This window comes from Capnocytophaga sp. ARDL2, from assembly GCF_041530365.1.
GTDB lineage: Bacteria > Bacteroidota > Bacteroidia > Flavobacteriales > Flavobacteriaceae > Flavobacterium.
This window is the reverse complement of record NZ_CP168034.1, coordinates 985106-1003805: the sequence shown is the minus strand read 5'-3', so window position 1 is coordinate 1003805 and position 18700 is coordinate 985106. Positions and strand designations below refer to the sequence as shown.

The following is an 18700-nucleotide window of genomic DNA, read 5'->3' as shown; positions in this document are numbered from 1 at the left end:
AAAAAACGCATTTTCAGACGGTTTTTACTTATTATTGATTCAACACCTTTACGCGGTTGTCTTTGATTTCAGCTTGTTGATACAATGAATTCATTACACTACTGCTTACAGAATTTGCATTGTTTGTAAGTACTCTCGATTTGAATCCTTCGTAATTTGGCAATTCTGTCGCTTTGTTTTTAGCAGTTGTTTTTACCATATATACTCCGTTTTTCCCTTCGATCAATTTTGATATTTTGTTTACATCCAATGCCAAGGCTGTTCCAAATACTTTTGGCTCTTGAAATCCTCCTACTGAAGAATTTACTCCTGTTGCATTTTCTACTTTCTCTACATTGGTCTTAGTAGCTTTTGCCACAGCTTCTACTGTATCTCCTGTCATTTTCTTACGCAAAATCTCAGCTTTTTTCTGACGGATCAAAATAGGTTCTACCAACGCTCTTGCATCATCTACACTTACCAATCCCGATTCGTTAATGCTTTTTACTTTTACAATCAACTCTCCTTGAGCTGTAGAAAAACGCTTGTAATCTCCTGCTTTTACATCTTTTCCAAACGCCCACTGAATCGCTTCTCTTTGAGCTCCTACTGCTGGCAATTGTTCTGTAAAGGCACCGATAGACGCCGCTGGATGTGCAATCAATCCCAATTCTGCGGCTGCTTTTGAAAATTCTTTTGATGCAATAGCTTCTTCCAATTTTGTAGCCATTGCGTGTACTTTGTCTTCTGTTTCAGCAGATGCTTCTGCATTTTTTACTAAAGTAGCCAATTGTACTTTTTCTGCATTTTGTTTTCCATCTACTTTGATGATATGATATCCAAATACTGTTTCTACCAATCCGATGCTTCCTGTTGGTTTTGTAAAGATAAACTCATCAAATTGTGGCACCATATAACCCTTTGTGATATCTTTATATTGACCTCCTGTTGCTTTCGAACCTGGATCGTCTGTATTTTCTGTTGCAATTCTTGCAAAATCAGCAGAATTTGCCTGTACTTGTTTCAACAACTCGTCTGCTTTTGCTTTTGCTTCTTCTTTAGTCAAAGTAGATGTACTAGACTGAGCATCTTTGTAAGCAATCAAAATATGAGATGCTGTTACTTTGTCTGCTACCGCTTCTTTTTTCAACATACGAGTAACTTTAATCGCATTTCCTTCGGTGTACGGTCCGTAAGATTGACCAACCGCCAATCCATAAATTGCATCTGCAAACTCTGCTGGCAATTGTTCTTTGGTCAAATATGTAGAATCAAACGGCACATCTGAATGTTGGTTTACAAAATCAACAGGATTTGCTGTTCTGTTAAATCCAGCAACCGTATCGTTCTTTTTTCTCAAATTGTTATAAGACACAGACGATTGCAACAAATCATTAATTTGATTGTTTGCTGCTTTCAAATCAGCTTCCGATGGACTGTTGTCTATCAACACATATTCCAACGAACGAGAGTTATCTGCTTTAAATTGAGATGCGTATTTTTTGATGTAGTTTAAAATTTCTTCATCTTTTACTTTCACTTCCTCATCTTTTACAGTTTCATATCCCAATTTTACAAATTCGAAAGAAACTCCGTCGTTTTCGTTGTGATATACTCTTTTTGCTTCCAATGCAGTTGTATTTACTGCACCGCGAATCATATTGAAATACGCCTCTTCTTTAGCAAAGTTTTCCAATTGTTTTTCATAAGCAAGCCATCCATTCCATGCATTTTGACCTTGTTTTTGAATATCAGCCAAAAACGCATTGAATTTTCCTTTGTCAAACTGACCTGCTTCATTGTAAAATTGTGGATTTTGGAAATCAGGCAATCTTTGAATCAAATAAATGATTTGATCTTTACCTAAACGCAATCCCAATTTCTCAAATTGATTGTTCAACAAAATAGAACGCACCTCATTACCCCAAATTTGATTATGAACTTCCGTAGTGTTTTGTCCATTTTGCTGTGCATTGTGCACCTTATTTATATAGTCGTTTGTACGGATTGACACTCCATCTACTTCACCTACATTTCTTGAAGAAAAAGACATTCCTCCTGTAAATAAATCTCCGATGATAAATGCAAATAACGCAACCCCTGTTGCTCCAATCAGCAAACCTGATCTTTCTCTAATTTTTTGTAAAACAGCCATTTTTTTAAATCTATTTTTCTTTTCGAAGGGCGAAAATACAATTTATTGTTAATAAAATAAAATGTTTTTTCGTTTTTTTTGTTTATTTCAATTATACTTTAATTTTATTATACCAAAAACTTTGCTTTTTTTCTTTCACGCTGATAGAACAGATTTTGTTATTTTCTCTTTGTTGATTTGATTTTCGATAGCTATCGGAATCGCTAAAATAAAATTAGCATAACGAGTATAATATAAAAAATCTACGTGAAACCTTATTATTTTAATTATTTCGATTTTGTTCTGCTTTTTTAGCCGTACGCATACGAAAGAAAAACATAAAAATCGCTATTGCTAAAAATAAAACACTTACGGTGTAATTTTCACCATGTTGAATTCTATCGTAAATATCATACACAAATACCCCTGCAAACAACAAGTATATATATGCGGTAATTTTATAAATTTTCATTGCTAATATTGTTTAATTCTCCTCTATTTTGTTGTGCGTTAAACACCTTGAAATCACTGTCAAAATCCACTCCAATTCCCTCGAAATAACTCTTGTCTTTGGTAGTCAATTTGAAATAATGGTCGGTAAAAAACCACTGATTTTTTTGATCGTAAAACAATTGTTGAGTTTCGAGCAACTTTCCATCGTGAGTTTTGATTTTTACATTATGCGTCAATTCGATGATTTGCGTTTTGTTGTACGAAAACCCACGATCGGCCTGAATTTCTGTTTTGTTTTTGTTTTCGTCAAAAATAGTTACAAACACTTTTTTGGGAAACAAATTGAAAGGCGATTTTGCCGAACTGTAATCCAACATTTTTTCGGTGTTGAGCTGGGCTTTTATCTTTCCTTCCTCGGTGTATTTTACGACAAATTTTTCTGCTTCACCGTCGGGATGCAAGCGTTTTACATGTATATTCTGAATTTCTTTTGTATCAGAATCGCAAGCCAAAATTGATAATAAAGCAAATAGTTTAATTGCTACTTTAGAAATTTCGTATTTTATGCTTCCGACCATAGGAGGAATCTTTTTTATTTGAGTTTTTAGAGATTCTTCATTTGATTCAGAAAGATCTAACAATTTACTATTCAAATTTTCTCTTTTCAAACCATCTATCGTTTAATGAAATTCCTACAGATACAGCGATATAATTTTCTTTTACCATATCATTTTTCAATGCTCCTCGAGTTCCGTATTCAAACCCTATATTCAAATTTGACGCAAATCTACCCACTGGAATTCCTACTCCTGCCGTAACTGCTTTTTCTTCTACACCTACATTATTTATCATCAATCCTGTAGATTCGTATCTAAATCCAGCTCTATACGTCATACGACTCAACAAACTGGTAAACGAATTGAATTTTGGCGTATAAAATCCTCCTACCGAAACACGATAAGCATCTTGATAGGTGGCATTGGAATAGGTAAAAATTTGATTCCAAACGCTGGTTTTACGCTGTGCGTATTCGGCACCAACAAACCATTTGAAAGGGTCCCCAATCCCCAATCCTATACTGTAATTTTGTGGATGAGTCACTTTTGATTGTACTTCACCCAAATCAGAAGATTGTACAATGGCATAATTGGCATCCAATAAATTTATTGAGCGATTTTGCACTCTATCCAATTGAGATTCTGGACTAAAAGTAGCATTAGCATACAAAAATTTTCGTTTGCTCAATGGGTGTTTGTACTGAGCTGAAAAATTGTACGAAAAGCCAGTATATCTACTATCTTCTCTACGAACTGTTCCGTATTGTACTGGAAATTCATTCCCATCGTCTTGGATAAACTTTACTTGCGATTTTTCATTCGTTCCAAAGAAAATACCTACCTCTGCTCCAACAGAAAAATTTTCCATCACATTGTAACCAGCTCCCACAAAGGCACGATTGATTCCACCTTTGCCATTAAAGCGATTGTTGTACTCAATATTGTTTTCGGTAAAAGTATCCGTGATTTTATATCCAGTAAAAGTATAAGGACTCACTCCAGCAGCAATACCCACTTTTCCAACAGGCACTGCCAAAGCAATATAATTTATGCTTCCCGTATTGGTTTTGTAAGAAGAGGTGTTGTTTTGAACTTTGGTTTCGCGCATACTTGCTCCCATAGCAATCGTCACGCGTTGCAACTGACCATAGGAAGCCGGATTGAGGGTATTGATACGCAAACTATCGCTGTACACAGCCAGACCACCCATATCTTTTATTTCGTTGATTCCTCTAAACTTTTGTTCTCCCAATCCATAGTGCGAATACGGAGAAATTGTCCCTTCTTGAGCCGAAGTTACCCCACAAAACAATCCGAAAACAACCGGAAGTATCTTTTTAATCATACGATTGAATGTATTTATATAATGAATAAAGACTTTCTAATAGAAAGAATGAATGTGCAAAGATGACATTTTTTATTTGTTTTGACAAATATTCTGCATCTCCCCCCGTTAAAATTACCTTTAAATTTGGATTTTTTTGTTGATATTTTTCTATAATTCCGTCAATTTCTGCAATTACTCCATTCAAAACACCACTTTCGATGCTTTCTTGAGTGGAAGTTCCGATGAGATTTGCCGTTTGTTGCTCCCAGTTGATTTCGGGCAATTTGGCGGTAAAATGTTTCAAACTTTTGAAACGCATACCTATTCCAGGTGAAATTCCACCTCCTTGATAATTATTATTTTCATCTACAAAATCATAAGTAATGCAAGTTCCCGCATCGATGACCAACACATTTTGATTGGGAAATTGCAAACTCGCACCCACAGCCAACACCCGACGATCGATACCCAAAGTCTGCGGCGTAGAATATGCATTGTGAAAAGGCATAGGAGAATATGAGGTAATTTGAACTACAGAAAAATGTTGTTTCAACATTTCCAATTGATTTTCCTGAAGAAATCCCACCGAAGCCAAAACCACCGTTTGAACATTTGGATTTTCATTTTTCAGTTCAATCAATCGTTCGTGAAAAATATGGGTAGGACAAAAATGCACTTGTTGAATGTTCTCTTCCTTGAAAACCGCTATTTTTGTTTGAGTATTTCCGATATCGATGATTAGAATCATTGTTTTTTGAATGAATTGTCTACAAAAATACATTAATTTTATCAATCTCAAACACAACTTATTTTGATAGTAAATTTTCGGAAATAAAATTAATCTCTGTACTGTACTCTGTACGGAGTATAGGCGTTTGTGTTTCTCTCCCAAAGCTAGCACATTGGGTTACACATTATTAAACTCTTCAAGTTGCTTTACGGAAACCGACACGAAGTGTCGAACTATGCGTAACCCCAAAGTATTTATAAGTAGTTCGTTTTTTTATTGATTATGAAGTCATCTTAACTTTTTTTCTTACGCAGATTTCACAGATAACAACAGATTTTTTTTAAATGATTTAAGAAAAAAGCACTTAAAAACTATTAAACCTACGGTTTAAAGCAGATTACCGCAGATTTTGTTTTTTTATAAATCCAAAAAACATCAGTGAAAATCAAATTAACAGAAAAAATATAAAAATCAATCTTCATCGGCGTGAAATAAAACTAAAATTTAAAAGTCGAGATAACTTCTATGCTATTTTCACCTGTTGTGCATTATGAAATAAAATAAAAAAAGTTGTTCATTTAACTGAAATTCAGTATATTTAGTTCGCTAAAACAAATAAAAAATGAACAACTTAGAGCAAATATACGAAAGAATTTTAGAAGTTTTAGAAGATTTTTTTCCTCATCAACTTTTACCTTATCAAAGGAGAAAGCCAAAAATGAGTGATTTAGAATTGGTGAGTTTAAATTTAACAGCAGAATATTTAAGTATTGATAGTGAATTACAACTCTTTAGAAAAATACCTAATTCTTTGAAAAACAAAATAGAAAGAAGTGTTTATAACAAAAGAAAACGAAATCTTTTTTATTATATAAATCAGATTAGGGAAAAACTTGCAATGTGTTTTAATAGAGAGGAGAGTTATTTTGTAATTGATAGTATGCCTTTGAAAATATGTGAAAATGCTAGAGCAATGAGAAGTAAAATTTGTAGAGACGAAAGTTTTTCATATCCTGATTATGGTTTTTGTGCTAGTCAGAAGTTACATTATTTTGGATATAAATTACACATAATCTGTTCAATAGAAGGTATTGTACAAAGTTTAGATATGACTCCAGCATCTGTTCACGATGTTCATTATTTAAAAGATGTTAGTTCTCAAATTCAAAATTGCGTTTTGATTGGTGATAGAGGTTATATATCGTCACAATATCAATTAGATTTGTTTAACACTGCTACTATTCAGTTAGATACACCTAAAAGAATAAATCAAAAAGATTACAAACCTCAATTTTATTTATTCAAAAAGAAGAGAAAAAGAATCGAAACTCTATTTTCTCAACTTTGTGATCAATTTATGATTAAAAGGAATTATGCTAAATCATTCAACGGTTTTAAAACACGAATTATCAGTAAAATAACTGCTTTAACCTTAATTCAATACATTAACAAATTTGTATTAAAAAAGGAAATAAATAAAATTAAAGCAAGTATAATTTAAAATGCACAACGGGTTATTTTCTTATAAAACTATTTATTTTTTTAAATTTACCAAAACAACTTTAAAACTATCTCTCTAAGAGAAAGGTATAAAATAAAAACACGACATTTAAACTACTTGAATTTACTAAATTGTATCATTTAAAATTTATGTATAAAATGAAAAAAATCTTAGCACTTTCAATCGCAACTATCGGAATGATAGCGTGTGGTAACGATGACTCCACAACAATGGAAGAACAAACCGTTGCATTTGAAACATTGGCAAAGGGAAATGATTTAGATTTATACGATAATTTAAATCAAAACCTCAATCTTATAATATCAAACGATAATGAGTTTGAAAATTTCGTAACAACAACATCTTTCAACACATCAAATTTTCCAACGGTAAACTACTATTCTTCTAAAGTAATCGTATTGCTTGGTAAACTTAGCCAAACAGGTTCTAACTACGAAATTTCAAATATCACTGAAACATCAGAACATATAATGATAAATTTAACAGAAACTTACAATGATGCTACCGTTATGTCTAAACCTTATCATATTGTAAAAATCAATCAAACTTCTAAACCAATATTGTTTAACTAAAACATTTTTTCAAAAAAAGTTTTTGAAATTAGAAAAAGTGTTTTATATTTGCACTCGCTTTTGGAAAGCAATAGTGCTTTTCAAAAACTGGTACCTTAGCTCAGTTGGTAGAGCAACGGACTGAAAATCCGTGTGTCCCTGGTTCGATTCCTGGAGGTACCACAAAGTTTTTCATTTTTGAAATATTTAAATTAAAATTTAAAAAGGTACCTTAGCTCAGTTGGTAGAGCAACGGACTGAAAATCCGTGTGTCCCTGGTTCGATTCCTGGAGGTACCACGAAGTTTTTCATTTTTGAAATATTTAAATTAAAATTTAAAAAGGTACCTTAGCTCAGTTGGTAGAGCAACGGACTGAAAATCCGTGTGTCCCTGGTTCGATTCCTGGAGGTACCACAACAAAAAACCGACTCAATTGAGTCGGTTTTTTAATTACTTTTACTTTTCCAACAAACTACATTATGCTAAACGACGAATATTATATGCAACTAGCTTTGAATGAAGCCAAAGAAGCGTTCAAAATAGGAGAAATTCCCATCGGTGCTATAGTGGTTGCAAATGATCGAATCATCGCAAAATCTCACAACCTCACCGAAACTCTAACCGATGTTACCGCACATGCAGAAATGCAGGCTATTACCGCTGCAGCCAACTCACTTGGGGGAAAATACTTAAAAACCTGTACAATGTACATCACTGTAGAACCCTGTCAAATGTGTGCAGGTGCCCTCTACTGGTCACAAATAGACCGCATCGTTATCGGAGCAACTGACAACAAAAGAGGTTTTCAAAATATGGGTGGTCAACTACACCCAAAAACTCAAGTTACCTACGGAATACTCGAAAAAGAATGTTCAGAATTGATGAAAATATTTTTTAGTAGGAAAAGGTAGGTAAATTTTTATTGTCTTAAAATAACTATTTGAAAAATATCATTATCAAAAAATTGTAATTTAAAACCCTACACCGGCAATCGTATTTCAAAAACCGTTTCTTTATTTGGAACTGAAGAAACTGTTATTGTTCCATTGCTTGATTCAACAATATTTTTTATCATAGCTAATCCCAATCCCATTCCACTGGTTTTGGTAGTAAATTTCGGTTCAAAAATTCGTTCTAAATGTTCGTTAGCTATTCCCAAACCGTTGTCTTTAACTTTCAAAATTGCAAAACCCATTATTTTTGACAAAGATACCTCAATTTTTGGGTCAACTTTTTCTTCTGGCATTGCTTGTAAAGCATTTTTTATCAAGTTGGTAACAATACGTATTAATTGTGTTTTATCAAAATGAATGAATAATTCATCTACTTCGTGAGTAAATTCTATAAATTCTTCTTTAAAGATTTCCAATGACAATCCGATTACTTTTACCAAATCAATGGTTTCCTTTTCTTGAGCAGGCATCGATGCAAAATTGGAAAAAGCCGAAGCAACCGACGACATCGTATCGATTTGTTGAATAAGCGTATCGCAAAAATCCTTCATCTTTTTATCAACATCGGGGTGATTGGAATCAAATTTTCGTTCAAACATTTGTACGGTCAATCGCATAGGTGTCAATGGATTTTTTATTTCATGAGCCACCTGTTTTGCCATCTCTCTCCACGCATGTTCGCGTTCGCTTTTTGCCAACAAATTGGCACTTTCCTCCAATTCGTCAATCATACGATTGTAAGACTTTATCAAGGGTTTTATCTCTCTCGGAATATTATTCGAACGCAACTTTTCATTTTTATTGATACGTGTTCCCGTAATTTTACGTGCAACTGCTTGAATTGATTTCGTAATTGTATTTGACAAAAAATACGACATCAAAATAGACAAAATCAACAAGAAAAAGGTAATTTGCCCAAAGCGAATCAAAAATGTATCTATCTGATTTTGATACAAGGTAATATCTTGTTTATAAGGCAAACTTAATATTCCTAAATTTTTAAAATTCTTATCTGTTATATAATTGTAAGATATTCTATACGACTCTTTCGAACTCTGCTGTAAGTGAATAAAACGTTTATCTGGTGAAAGTTCAATGATATTTAAAATAATAGGAGAAATCTGTACGTTATCAATTTCATCAATAATAAATCGTCCCTTTGATGAAAGCAACATACGACCATTCAAATCATAAATATCTATTTGAATATCATGTATTGCTGAGAGTTCAAAGATTTTTTCTTTTAATATTTCTGAAAGATTATCGTTTGTAAGTGGTTCAGGCGAATTGCCTAAAATAAAAGACAAATGTTCTATCACAGCTGCTTCTTTATTATGCAACAACTCCTGATGATAGGTTCTTACTTCTTTTCGATACTGATAAAACATAACTGCTATCACTACAATCATCGATGTAATGGTAATAGATAGCATCGCAATAAAAATGCGATTCCGTAACGATAAATTTCCTATTTCGTCTTTTTCCACTTTAGCTTTGCATTAATAAGATTGTATAATGTAAATTGTAAAATTGTATTTAGCTTATTTTATCACAATTGAACAATATTCTATAAATTGATAAACACGAAACTATTTAATAACGAGTATTATACATTACTACAATATTCAATATACAATAATACCCTACTGCTTCCTAAGTTTATTGTACACTTTGATTCCTATCATCAGTAAAATTGCCAAGGTAAACAACCCTACAACTCCATAAATCCAATTGACTGCGTGTTTCAAAACTACTAAAAACACTACGGAAAACAAAATCAAGGTAGCTCCTTCGTTCCACAATCTGAAATATTTACTGGTCTTTTGTAAGCGATTTTCTAAACTTTGTTTTACATACACGCCACATTGAAAGTGATATGCCCAAAGCAAAACAATAAATCCCAATTTGGCATGCATCCATGGCATTTTCAATAAAAATGGATTGAGATACAACATAATCAAACCGAAAATGGTTGCCAAAATTGCTGCTGGATAACTGATAATGTACCACAAACGATAAATCATCAATCGAAATTGCTCACTCAGAATATTTTTTTCTACTTCGGATTTCAACTGAGCTTCTGTATAATACACAAACAACCTCACGATATAAAAAAGACCTGCAAACCAACATACTACAAATATGATATGCAAGGCTTTTACATAAGCATACAGATTTTCCATAATATGAGATTATTTATTTTCCCATTCAGTAATCCATTGTACCAAAGCGTCAATCCATTGTGGATGTGTGTTGAGACAAGGTATCAAGTGGAAAGATTCTCCCCCATGTTCTTTAAACAATTTTCCGGCTTCCATTTCGATTTCTTCCAAAGTTTCGATACAATCTGCCACAAATGCAGGAGTTACCACCGCCAATTTTTTCACACCTTCTTTTGCCAATCGCTCTACCGCATCTACCGTAAAAGGTTCCAACCATTTGTCTATCCCCAAACGAGATTGGAAACTTTGAGAAAATTTTTCTTTAGGCAAATTCATTTGTTCTGTAACCAATCGAGTGGTTTCAAAACAATGGGTACGATAGCAAGTTTCTGCTTCTGGGCTATTTGGCTGACAACAATAGGTGTCTTCAACGATTTTTATACCGTTGTGTTTTTTGGTTTTATCCGTTTTTTTGATATGTCTTTCTGGTACTCCGTGGTAAGAAAACAACAAATGGTCAAAGGCTTTGTCTTTAGCAGATTCAGAAATTACTGTTACCAAACTATCGATGTATTCCTTTTTGTTGTAAAATGCAGGAAATTTTGTCAATTTCATGTTTGGATATTTTTCAGCAACAATCTTTTCAGCCAATTCTTCAATAGTCAAAGTCGTTGCCATCGCATATTGCGGATACATAGGCATTAGCAACACCTCAGTAACCCCTTTTTTATGTAATTCTTCTAAACCGTTAGCAATCGATGGTTTGCCATATCGCATAGCCAATGCCACAGGTATCGAAACTTTTTCTTGTACCAACTTGTGCTTGTTTTTGGAAATAACAATCAAAGGAGAACCTTCCTCCCACCATATTTTTTTATATGCCTTGGCAGATTTTTTTGGACGCGTACGCAAAATAATTCCTTTTACGATTAGGCTTCTCAACCAATACGGCATATCTATCACATATTTATCCATGAGAAACTCTTCCAAATAAGGTTTTACACTTTCTGGTGTAGGTGCATCGGGCGAACCTAAATTTACGATTAATACTCCTTTCATTATTATTGTAATTAAAAAATTTCTTACAAAGATAGGGTATAGCAACCTAAATAAAAAACTAAAATAAAACAATGAGAAAAATTAATAACATTGGCTTAACATTCAATAAAAAAAATCTACCGAATTTTGCATTAAAGAATAAATTAAAACACTATGGAACAGATTTATGTTATTATGTTGATTACCTTAGCCATTTTGGCAATCATCGACATTGTTGTTGGAGTGAGCAACGACGCAGTAAACTTTCTCAATTCGGCATTAGGTTCAAAGGCTATTTCGTTTAAAACAGCCATGTTGGTTGCCTCGGTTGGTATTCTTTGCGGTGCATTGTTTTCAGGTGGAATGATGGAAATTGCCCGAAGTGGAATCTTTACCCCCTCCATGTTTACCTTCAACGATGTAATGATTATCTTTCTCTCCGTAATGATTGCCGACATTTTGCTTTTAGATGTCTTCAATTCATTAGGATTGCCTACTTCGACTACGGTTTCTATTGTATTCGAATTATTGGGAGCCGCAGTTTGTTTAGCTTTAATTAAAATATTTTTAGGAGACGATACGATTGCCAATTTAGGCGAATACATCAACACTAAAAAAGCTAGCGAAATTGTTACCAGTATCTTACTATCTGTATTATTGTCTTTTATTGTAGGTAGTGCCGTTCAGTATATTTCTCGTTTGCTGTTTACCTTTCAATCAGAAAATAGAATTAAAAAATTCGGTGCTCTCTTTGGTGGTTTTGCCATCTCTTTTATTACTTTTTTCATTCTTATCAAAGGATTAAAAGGTGTATCATTTATCGATGGTGATACTAATAAATTAATCAAAGAAAATCAATGGTACATTTTATTGGGATGTTTTGTCTTTTGGACAATTGTTTCTCAATTATTAATGTCTGTTTTCAGGGCAAATATTTTAAAAGTCATCATCATCATCGGAACATTTGCTTTGGCATTGGCGTTTGCAGGAAACGATTTGGTAAACTTTATCGGAGTGCCTATAGCAGCAATTCAGTCATTCGAATTGTTTCAAGCAAGTGATGGAACTCTGACTACGATGGAGGCACTAGCTGATAGCGACTTAAAAGCACCATTTTATTACTTAGCCATTGCAGGAGTAATTATGGTTACTACTCTTTGGACATCGAGTAAAGCGAGAAATGTAATCGAAACCGAAATGAGTTTGGCAAGACAAAGCGAAGGAGAAGAAAAATTTTCACCTAACGCATTGGCAAAAATCATTGTTCGTGTCACAGTAATCGTTGGAACAGGTATCAACTATTTACTTCCGCAATCGTTGCAATTGAAACTCGACCAGCGATTTGTAAAACAAGAAGTAAAAAAATCTAAAAAAGAACGAATGGAAGAACCTGCGTTTGACATGATTCGTGCTTCAGTAAACTTGATGGTCGCTAGTATTTTGATTGCTTTAGGAACATCATTAAAACTTCCATTGTCAACGACCTATGTAACCTTTATGGTAGCAATGGGTACATCATTTGCCGATAGAGCTTGGGACAGAGACAGTGCGGTATATAGAGTTTCTGGAGTGTTTCATGTGATTGGTGGATGGTTTGCCACAGCAATTGTAGCCTTTTTCACAGCCGCAACAATAGCTTTCTTGATGTATCATGGAGAAATCTATGCCTTTGTAGGAGTGTTGGTGGTATTGGGAATCAGTCTTTACAGAAGCAACAAAGCTCACCGTATAAAACAACAAGAAAAACAAGAAGAAACTCGTAAATTGAGCAAAAATGATATTGTAACTATTCAAGAAGTAATGAATGAAAGTTCAGAGCAAATTTCACAAGTTATAAAACAAACTTTTGAATTGTACAAACAAATCATTGACGGGTTGAGCAAGCAAGAACTCATATCACTACAAGCAAGTAAAAAACGAGTAAAAAAAGTTGAAAAAGAAATCGATGGACTCAAAGCAAATGTTCATTATTTCATTAAACATTTAGACGACACCTCAGTTGAAGCAAGTAAGTTCTATGTTCACTCTTTAGGATATTTGCAAGACATCAGTCAGTCATTGAGTTTTATAGCACAAAATTCTACAGCCCATGTAGATAACAATCACAAAAAACTAAAATTCAATCAAATTAAAGATATAAAAGCGATTGAAATAGAATTGACTAGAATATTCAATGAAATACATCAAATCTTTGAAACTAAACAATTTTCAAAATTAGATTCGATTATTGAAGAAAATCATGAATTGGTAGTAAAAATCGAAAAATCTATTGAAAGACAAATCGAACGCATTCGTACCACGGAAACCAGTCCAAAAAACAGTAAATTGTACTTTGCCTTATTATTAGAAACAAATGATTTGGTACACGATACAATACATTTATTAGAATTGTTCAAAGAATTTGATCATTATGTAAAATTAAAAGAATAATTTTTTTAAAAGTTAAATGATGCTATTTAAAAAAAATAGAAATAATTTTCTACTGTTGAAAATTTAGAGCAATTTGTAAATAAAATTAAAAGCCGAGATAGAATATTCCATCTCGGCTTTTTAAATTCAAAAAAATATATTAGTATCTTTTTTTCAAAACAATCGAACCTAAATCTTCGATTAATTCATTGGCAACAAAAACTACTCTACCACCTTTAGAAATTACTTCCCATGCAATGAGACTTACTATATCATCTACAGCTCCATGTTCATTTGCATCGTCTATCAATTCCAAATTATTATCATCTACCAATCGTACCGGTTGAGAATATTCTCTTTCTACGATAAGCAATTCTGCATTTCCATCCAAAGCAGCTTGATAAATCTCTACTAAATCAGTTGAAAGTTTTCCTTGAGATACAGAAGCTCTTGCATCTTCTACATCTTCAGCAACTAATTTAATATTGTTTTGTTTCGCTACTTCCCAAGCTTGTTTAGCCATAAACCACGGAGTATTTTCTTGATTATTGTGATTTACTTTAAAACTACCAATATACGTTTCAGGACGAGTACTTGCCTCTAAGAAAATATGATAATTTTCATCTGTAGTAGCTACAACTACTTTTAGCGTTTTATCTGTGTTTAACACATAATCTACAACAGCTTTATCAATGATTCTGAAATGTTCTTTTTGTAGATTATCTACATGGGCAGAATCACTTTTTCTTACATTGATTTCAGCAACGTACGGAGTTTCTCCAAATGGGAAATTTTCATTGTGAATTTCTTCTTGAACATTTTCATCTACAATGCTAAAAAGTCTTGTTTCATTCATAGACAATTGTAGCAATAGATACTCTTGACTTCTGTTAAAAATTTTTACCAATGGCTTGATAGCAAATGAATCGTCAACATAGACATTGTTTTCAGTTACTGACCAAATCGATTTTAAAATTTCTTCTGTATTTTCAGAAATAAAAATATGCAAACTGTCCAATAAATAATTGATGTCAATTTTTTCAGAAACAGCGTCCAATTTTTCTAAAACTACTTTAGAATCTTTAGAACCTGCAAATTCATCAGAAACTCTTTGCTTTGCTTCAGAAATTAAATTTTTCAAAACGATTTCATCTTGTAAATTGTCAGGATGCGTTCTATGCGTGTTGAAAGAAATAGTTACACAAATGTTTGACTTCTCTTCTGCTAATTGTTTTAATACCTTTTTTGTCATAATATTATGATTTATAAATTAAACTTACTAAATATAGTAAAAATATTTTATATATTATGTATAATAAATGAATAATTATATTTTTTTAACAAATTTGAGCTAAAAATAATAGTTTAAATTGATTACTATATATAGTTTGTACTACGATAGAAGATGTAGAACATTTGTATAAAGAAACATTATTTCAATATGTATTTATTGAATAATGCACTTTATAGACTATTAAAGAACGAAAGAAGTACTAAAAACAGATGTATGACTATAAACATCCGAAAACTTAAACAACTCAAATCGCACGAAGTGCATAAACGCCATAGACTTTAAACAAAAAATCCTGATTCGTCTGAATCAAATTTTTTTTTATAAAAAAGGCGGCGACCCGAGCTCGCGAACTGCTCCGCATCTTAGCGTAAAAAAAATCCGTTTCATAAGAAACGGATTTTTATAAAAAAAGGCGGCGACATACTCTCCCACGCTATGACGCAGTACCATCTGCGCTATTGGACTTAACTTCTCTGTTCGGAATGGGAAGAGGTGAGCCCCAACGCTATAACCACCTTAAATCGGTTCTGCTAATTTATATTATCTAATTTAGCAGGAATATCGTACATATTGTAAAACACTTCTATTGATACTTTATAAAAGCAACTCTTAGAGCACATAAGCTTACGGGTGATTAGTACTACTCGACTTTGACATTACTGCCTTTACATCTATAGCCTATCAACGTTGTCATCTCCAACGACCCTTCTAAAGAAATCTCATCTTGTGGTGGGTTTCGTACTTATATGCTTTCAGCACTTATCCCTTCCCAACGTAGCTACTCAGCAATGCACCTGGCGGCACAACTGATACACCAGAGGTTAGTCCAATTCGGTCCTCTCGTACTAGAATCAGATCCACGCAAATTTCTAACGCCCGCAGTAGATAGAGACCGAACTGTCTCACGACGTTCTGAACCCAGCTCGCGTGCCACTTTAATGGGCGAACAGCCCAACCCTTGGGACCTTCTCCAGCCCCAGGATGTGACGAGCCGACATCGAGGTGCCAAACCCCCCCGTCGATGTGAGCTCTTGGGGGAGATCAGCCTGTTATCCCCGGCGTACCTTTTATCCTTTGAGCGATGGCCCTTCCATACGGAACCACCGGATCACTATGCTCTACTTTCGTACCTGTTCGACTTGTAAGTCTCGCAGTCAAGCTCCCTTTTGCCATTGCACTCTACGCACGGTTACCAAGCGTGCTGAGGGAACCTTTAGAAGCCTCCGTTACTCTTTTGGAGGCGACCACCCCAGTCAAACTACCCACCAAGCAATGTCCTCTCTAAAAAAAGAGTTAGTCCTCAGATAAGCAAAGGGTGGTATTTCAACAATGACTCCCTGAATCCTGGCGAACCCAGTTCATAGTCTCCCACCTATCCTACACATCACTTATCCAAGAACAATACTAAGCTATAGTAAAGGTGCACAGGGTCTTTTCGTCCCACTGCGGGTAATCGGCATCTTCACCGATACTACAATTTCACCGAGCTCATGGCTGAGACAGTGTCCAGATCGTTACACCATTCGTGCAGGTCGGAACTTACCCGACAAGGAATTTCGCTACCTTAGGACCGTTATAGTTACGGCCGCCGTTTACTGGGGCTTCAATTCAATGCTTCGATTAATCTAACATCTCCTCTTAACCTTCCAGCACCGGGCAGGTGTCAGGCCCTATACTTCATCTCTCGATTTTGCAGAGCCCTGTGTTTTTGATAAACAGTCGCCTGGACCTTTTCACTGCGGCCAGCTTGCGCTGGCGACCTTTCTCCCGAAGTTACAGGTCTATTTTGCCTAATTCCTTAGCCATGAATCTCTCGAGCACCTGAGGATACTCTCCTCGACCACCTGTGTCGGTTTGTGGTACGGGTTCTTATAATCTATGTTTAGAAGCTTTTCTTGGCAGCCTTTAGGTACACTATCTCATCATCCGTAGATTCCGAGTACTATCAGTTTTCGCCAAACTCTACGCATTTTACTATAAAGTCTATAGCTACGACCTTTAACGAACTATTCCGTCAGTTCGCGGTACTTTCACCACTGCGTCACTCCATCACAACTATAAGAAGTACGGAAATATTAATCCGTTGGCCATCGACGTCCCCCTTCGGGTGTGCCTTAGGTCCCGACTAACCCTCAGCTGATTAGCATAGCTGAGGAAACCTTGGTCTTACGGTGTGCGGGTTTCTCGCCCGCATTATCGTTACTTATGCCTACATTTTCTTTTCTAAACAGTCCAAAATACCTCGCAGTACTTCTTCTACCCAGTTTAGAATGCTCCCCTACCACAGTATATCTGTCCATAGCTTCGGTAGTATACTTATGCCCGTTTATTATCCATGCTCGACCGCTCGACTAGTGAGCTGTTACGCACTCTTTAAATGAATGGCTGCTTCCAAGCCAACATCCTAGCTGTCTAGGCAGTCAAACCGCGTTTGTTCAACTTAGCATACATTTCGGGACCTTAGCTGATGGTCTGGGTTCTTTCCCTCTCGGACATGGACCTTAGCACCCATGCCCTCACTGTTTATAATCATTTATTAGCATTCGGAGTTTGTCAGGAATTGGTAGGCGGTGAAGCCCCCGCATCCAATCAGTAGCTCTACCTCTAATAAACTATAATAAACGCTGCACCTAAATGCATTTCGGGGAGTACGAGCTATTTCCGAGTTTGATTGGCCTTTCACCCCTACCCACAGGTCATCCGAAGACTTTTCAACGTCAAACGGTTCGGCCCTTCATTTGGTGTTACCCAAACTTCAACCTGCCCATGGGTAGATCACACGGTTTCGCGTCTACCATTACTGACTATAACGCCCTATTCAGACTCGCTTTCGCTTCGGCTGCGTGACTTAATCACTTAACCTCGCCAGCAACGGTAACTCGTAGGCTCATTATGCAAAAGGCACGCCGTCACCCAACTAATGGGCTCCGACCGCTTGTAAGCGTATGGTTTCAGGTTCTTTTTCACTCCGTTATTCACGGTTTTTTTCACCTTTCCCTCACGGTACTGGTTCACTATCGGTCTCTCAGGAGTATTTAGCCTTACCGGATGGTCCCGGTGGATTCAGACAGGGTTCCACGTGCCCCGCCCTACTCAGGATACCACTATTTAATACATCGTTTACCTATACGAGACTATCACTCTCTACGGTGTATCTTTCCAGATACTTCTAGTTCCCTTTGATTAAAATATCGTGGTCCTACAACCCCAAAATTGCCAAAACAACTTTGGTTTGGGCTTTTCCGATTTCGCTCGCCACTACTCTCGGAATCACTTTTGTTTTCTTTTCCTCCGCCTACTTAGATGTTTCAGTTCAGCGGGTTCGCCTCCTATCGGATACTAGTTCTTCAAACTAGTGGGTTGCCCCATTCGGATATCTACGGATCTAATCGTATGTGCCAATACCCGTAGCTTTTCGCAGCTTATCACGTCCTTCTTCGCCTCTGAGAGCCTAGGCATCCCCCATACGCCCTTATTTTGCTTATTGTGCTCTTTTTATCTCTTGTAATATCTCTATCACAAAAAATCGTGCTTTTTATTTTTCTATCTATTTGTGTTTTCCCAATATGTCTATGAACTTGTCTTCCTCT

13 protein-coding genes, 3 tRNA genes and 2 rRNA genes are annotated in these 18700 nt (G+C 35.2%); 7 read left to right on the top strand and 11 right to left on the bottom strand.

Annotated features, from left to right (window positions below; all coding sequences use genetic code 11):
- Positions 1-31: 31 nt before the first annotated feature.
- From AB4865_RS04945 to AB4865_RS04925, 5 genes are all read right to left on the bottom strand, one after another.
- Complete coding sequence (locus AB4865_RS04945) at positions 32-2134, bottom strand: peptidylprolyl isomerase (RefSeq protein WP_372474617.1); 2103 nt, start codon at positions 2132-2134, stop codon at positions 32-34.
- A gap of 262 nt (positions 2135-2396) precedes the next feature.
- The gene (locus AB4865_RS04940; protein WP_372474616.1) at positions 2397-2585 is read right to left on the bottom strand and encodes a hypothetical protein; all 189 of its coding nucleotides are present in this window, start codon (positions 2583-2585) and stop codon (positions 2397-2399) included.
- Positions 2572-3144, bottom strand: coding sequence for an LPS export ABC transporter periplasmic protein LptC (lptC, locus tag AB4865_RS04935; RefSeq protein WP_372474615.1), 573 nt, complete (start codon positions 3142-3144; stop codon positions 2572-2574). The genes AB4865_RS04940 and lptC overlap by 14 nt, the downstream gene beginning before the upstream one ends.
- Before the next feature lie 67 nt (positions 3145-3211).
- A complete protein-coding gene (locus AB4865_RS04930) occupies positions 3212-4468 on the bottom strand; it encodes a hypothetical protein (protein WP_372474614.1) in 1257 nt (418 codons plus the stop codon).
- The gene (locus AB4865_RS04925) at positions 4461-5198 is read right to left on the bottom strand and encodes a type III pantothenate kinase (protein ID WP_372474613.1); all 738 of its coding nucleotides are present in this window, start codon (positions 5196-5198) and stop codon (positions 4461-4463) included. The genes AB4865_RS04930 and AB4865_RS04925 overlap by 8 nt, the downstream gene beginning before the upstream one ends.
- 604 nt (positions 5199-5802) lie before the next feature.
- On the opposite strand from AB4865_RS04925, the gene AB4865_RS04920 reads away from it, so the two are divergent.
- From AB4865_RS04920 to AB4865_RS04895, 6 genes are all read left to right on the top strand, one after another.
- Positions 5803-6681 (top strand): IS982 family transposase, encoded by an 879-nt coding sequence (locus AB4865_RS04920; protein ID WP_372472445.1) that lies wholly within the window; start codon positions 5803-5805, stop codon positions 6679-6681.
- Positions 6682-6812: 131 nt separating this feature from the next.
- A complete protein-coding gene (locus tag AB4865_RS04915) occupies positions 6813-7274 on the top strand; it encodes a hypothetical protein (protein ID WP_372474612.1) in 462 nt (153 codons plus the stop codon).
- Positions 7275-7363: 89 nt separating this feature from the next.
- Positions 7364-7436, top strand: a tRNA-Phe gene (locus tag AB4865_RS04910).
- Positions 7437-7479: 43 nt separating this feature from the next.
- A tRNA-Phe gene (locus AB4865_RS04905) sits at positions 7480-7552 on the top strand.
- A gap of 43 nt (positions 7553-7595) precedes the next feature.
- Positions 7596-7668 (top strand) — tRNA-Phe (locus AB4865_RS04900).
- Positions 7669-7733: 65 nt separating this feature from the next.
- A complete protein-coding gene (locus AB4865_RS04895) occupies positions 7734-8165 on the top strand; it encodes a nucleoside deaminase (RefSeq protein ID WP_372474611.1) in 432 nt (143 codons plus the stop codon).
- Between the two features lie 68 nt (positions 8166-8233).
- Here the strand turns inward: AB4865_RS04895 and AB4865_RS04890 are convergent, their stop codons facing one another.
- The 3 genes from AB4865_RS04890 to hemH form a co-directional block, all read right to left on the bottom strand.
- The gene (locus AB4865_RS04890) at positions 8234-9694 is read right to left on the bottom strand and encodes a PAS domain-containing sensor histidine kinase (RefSeq protein ID WP_372474609.1); all 1461 of its coding nucleotides are present in this window, start codon (positions 9692-9694) and stop codon (positions 8234-8236) included.
- 156 nt (positions 9695-9850) lie between these two features.
- Positions 9851-10390, bottom strand: a complete 540-nt coding sequence (locus tag AB4865_RS04885) for a CopD family protein (RefSeq protein ID WP_372474608.1) — start codon at positions 10388-10390, stop codon at positions 9851-9853.
- Between the two features lie 9 nt (positions 10391-10399).
- Positions 10400-11428 (bottom strand): ferrochelatase, encoded by a 1029-nt coding sequence (gene hemH, locus AB4865_RS04880; protein WP_372474607.1) that lies wholly within the window; start codon positions 11426-11428, stop codon positions 10400-10402.
- A 153-nt stretch (positions 11429-11581) separates the two neighbouring features.
- Here hemH and AB4865_RS04875 point away from each other — a divergent pair, with 153 nt between their 5' ends.
- Positions 11582-13837, top strand: a complete 2256-nt coding sequence (locus tag AB4865_RS04875) for an inorganic phosphate transporter (protein ID WP_372474606.1) — start codon at positions 11582-11584, stop codon at positions 13835-13837.
- A 139-nt stretch (positions 13838-13976) separates the two neighbouring features.
- Here AB4865_RS04875 and AB4865_RS04870 read toward each other — a convergent pair whose 3' ends face one another.
- The 3 genes from AB4865_RS04870 to AB4865_RS04860 all read right to left on the bottom strand — a co-directional run bounded on the left by AB4865_RS04870 (position 13977) and on the right by AB4865_RS04860 (position 18597).
- Positions 13977-15068 carry a hypothetical protein gene (locus AB4865_RS04870; protein ID WP_372474605.1) on the bottom strand — a complete coding sequence of 364 codons (1092 nt, stop codon included), beginning with the start codon at positions 15066-15068 and terminating at the stop codon, positions 13977-13979.
- A gap of 449 nt (positions 15069-15517) precedes the next feature.
- Positions 15518-15629, bottom strand: a 5S ribosomal RNA gene (gene rrf, locus AB4865_RS04865).
- A 94-nt stretch (positions 15630-15723) separates the two neighbouring features.
- Positions 15724-18597: ribosomal RNA gene (locus tag AB4865_RS04860) — 23S ribosomal RNA — on the bottom strand.
- Positions 18598-18700 lie beyond the last annotated feature (103 nt).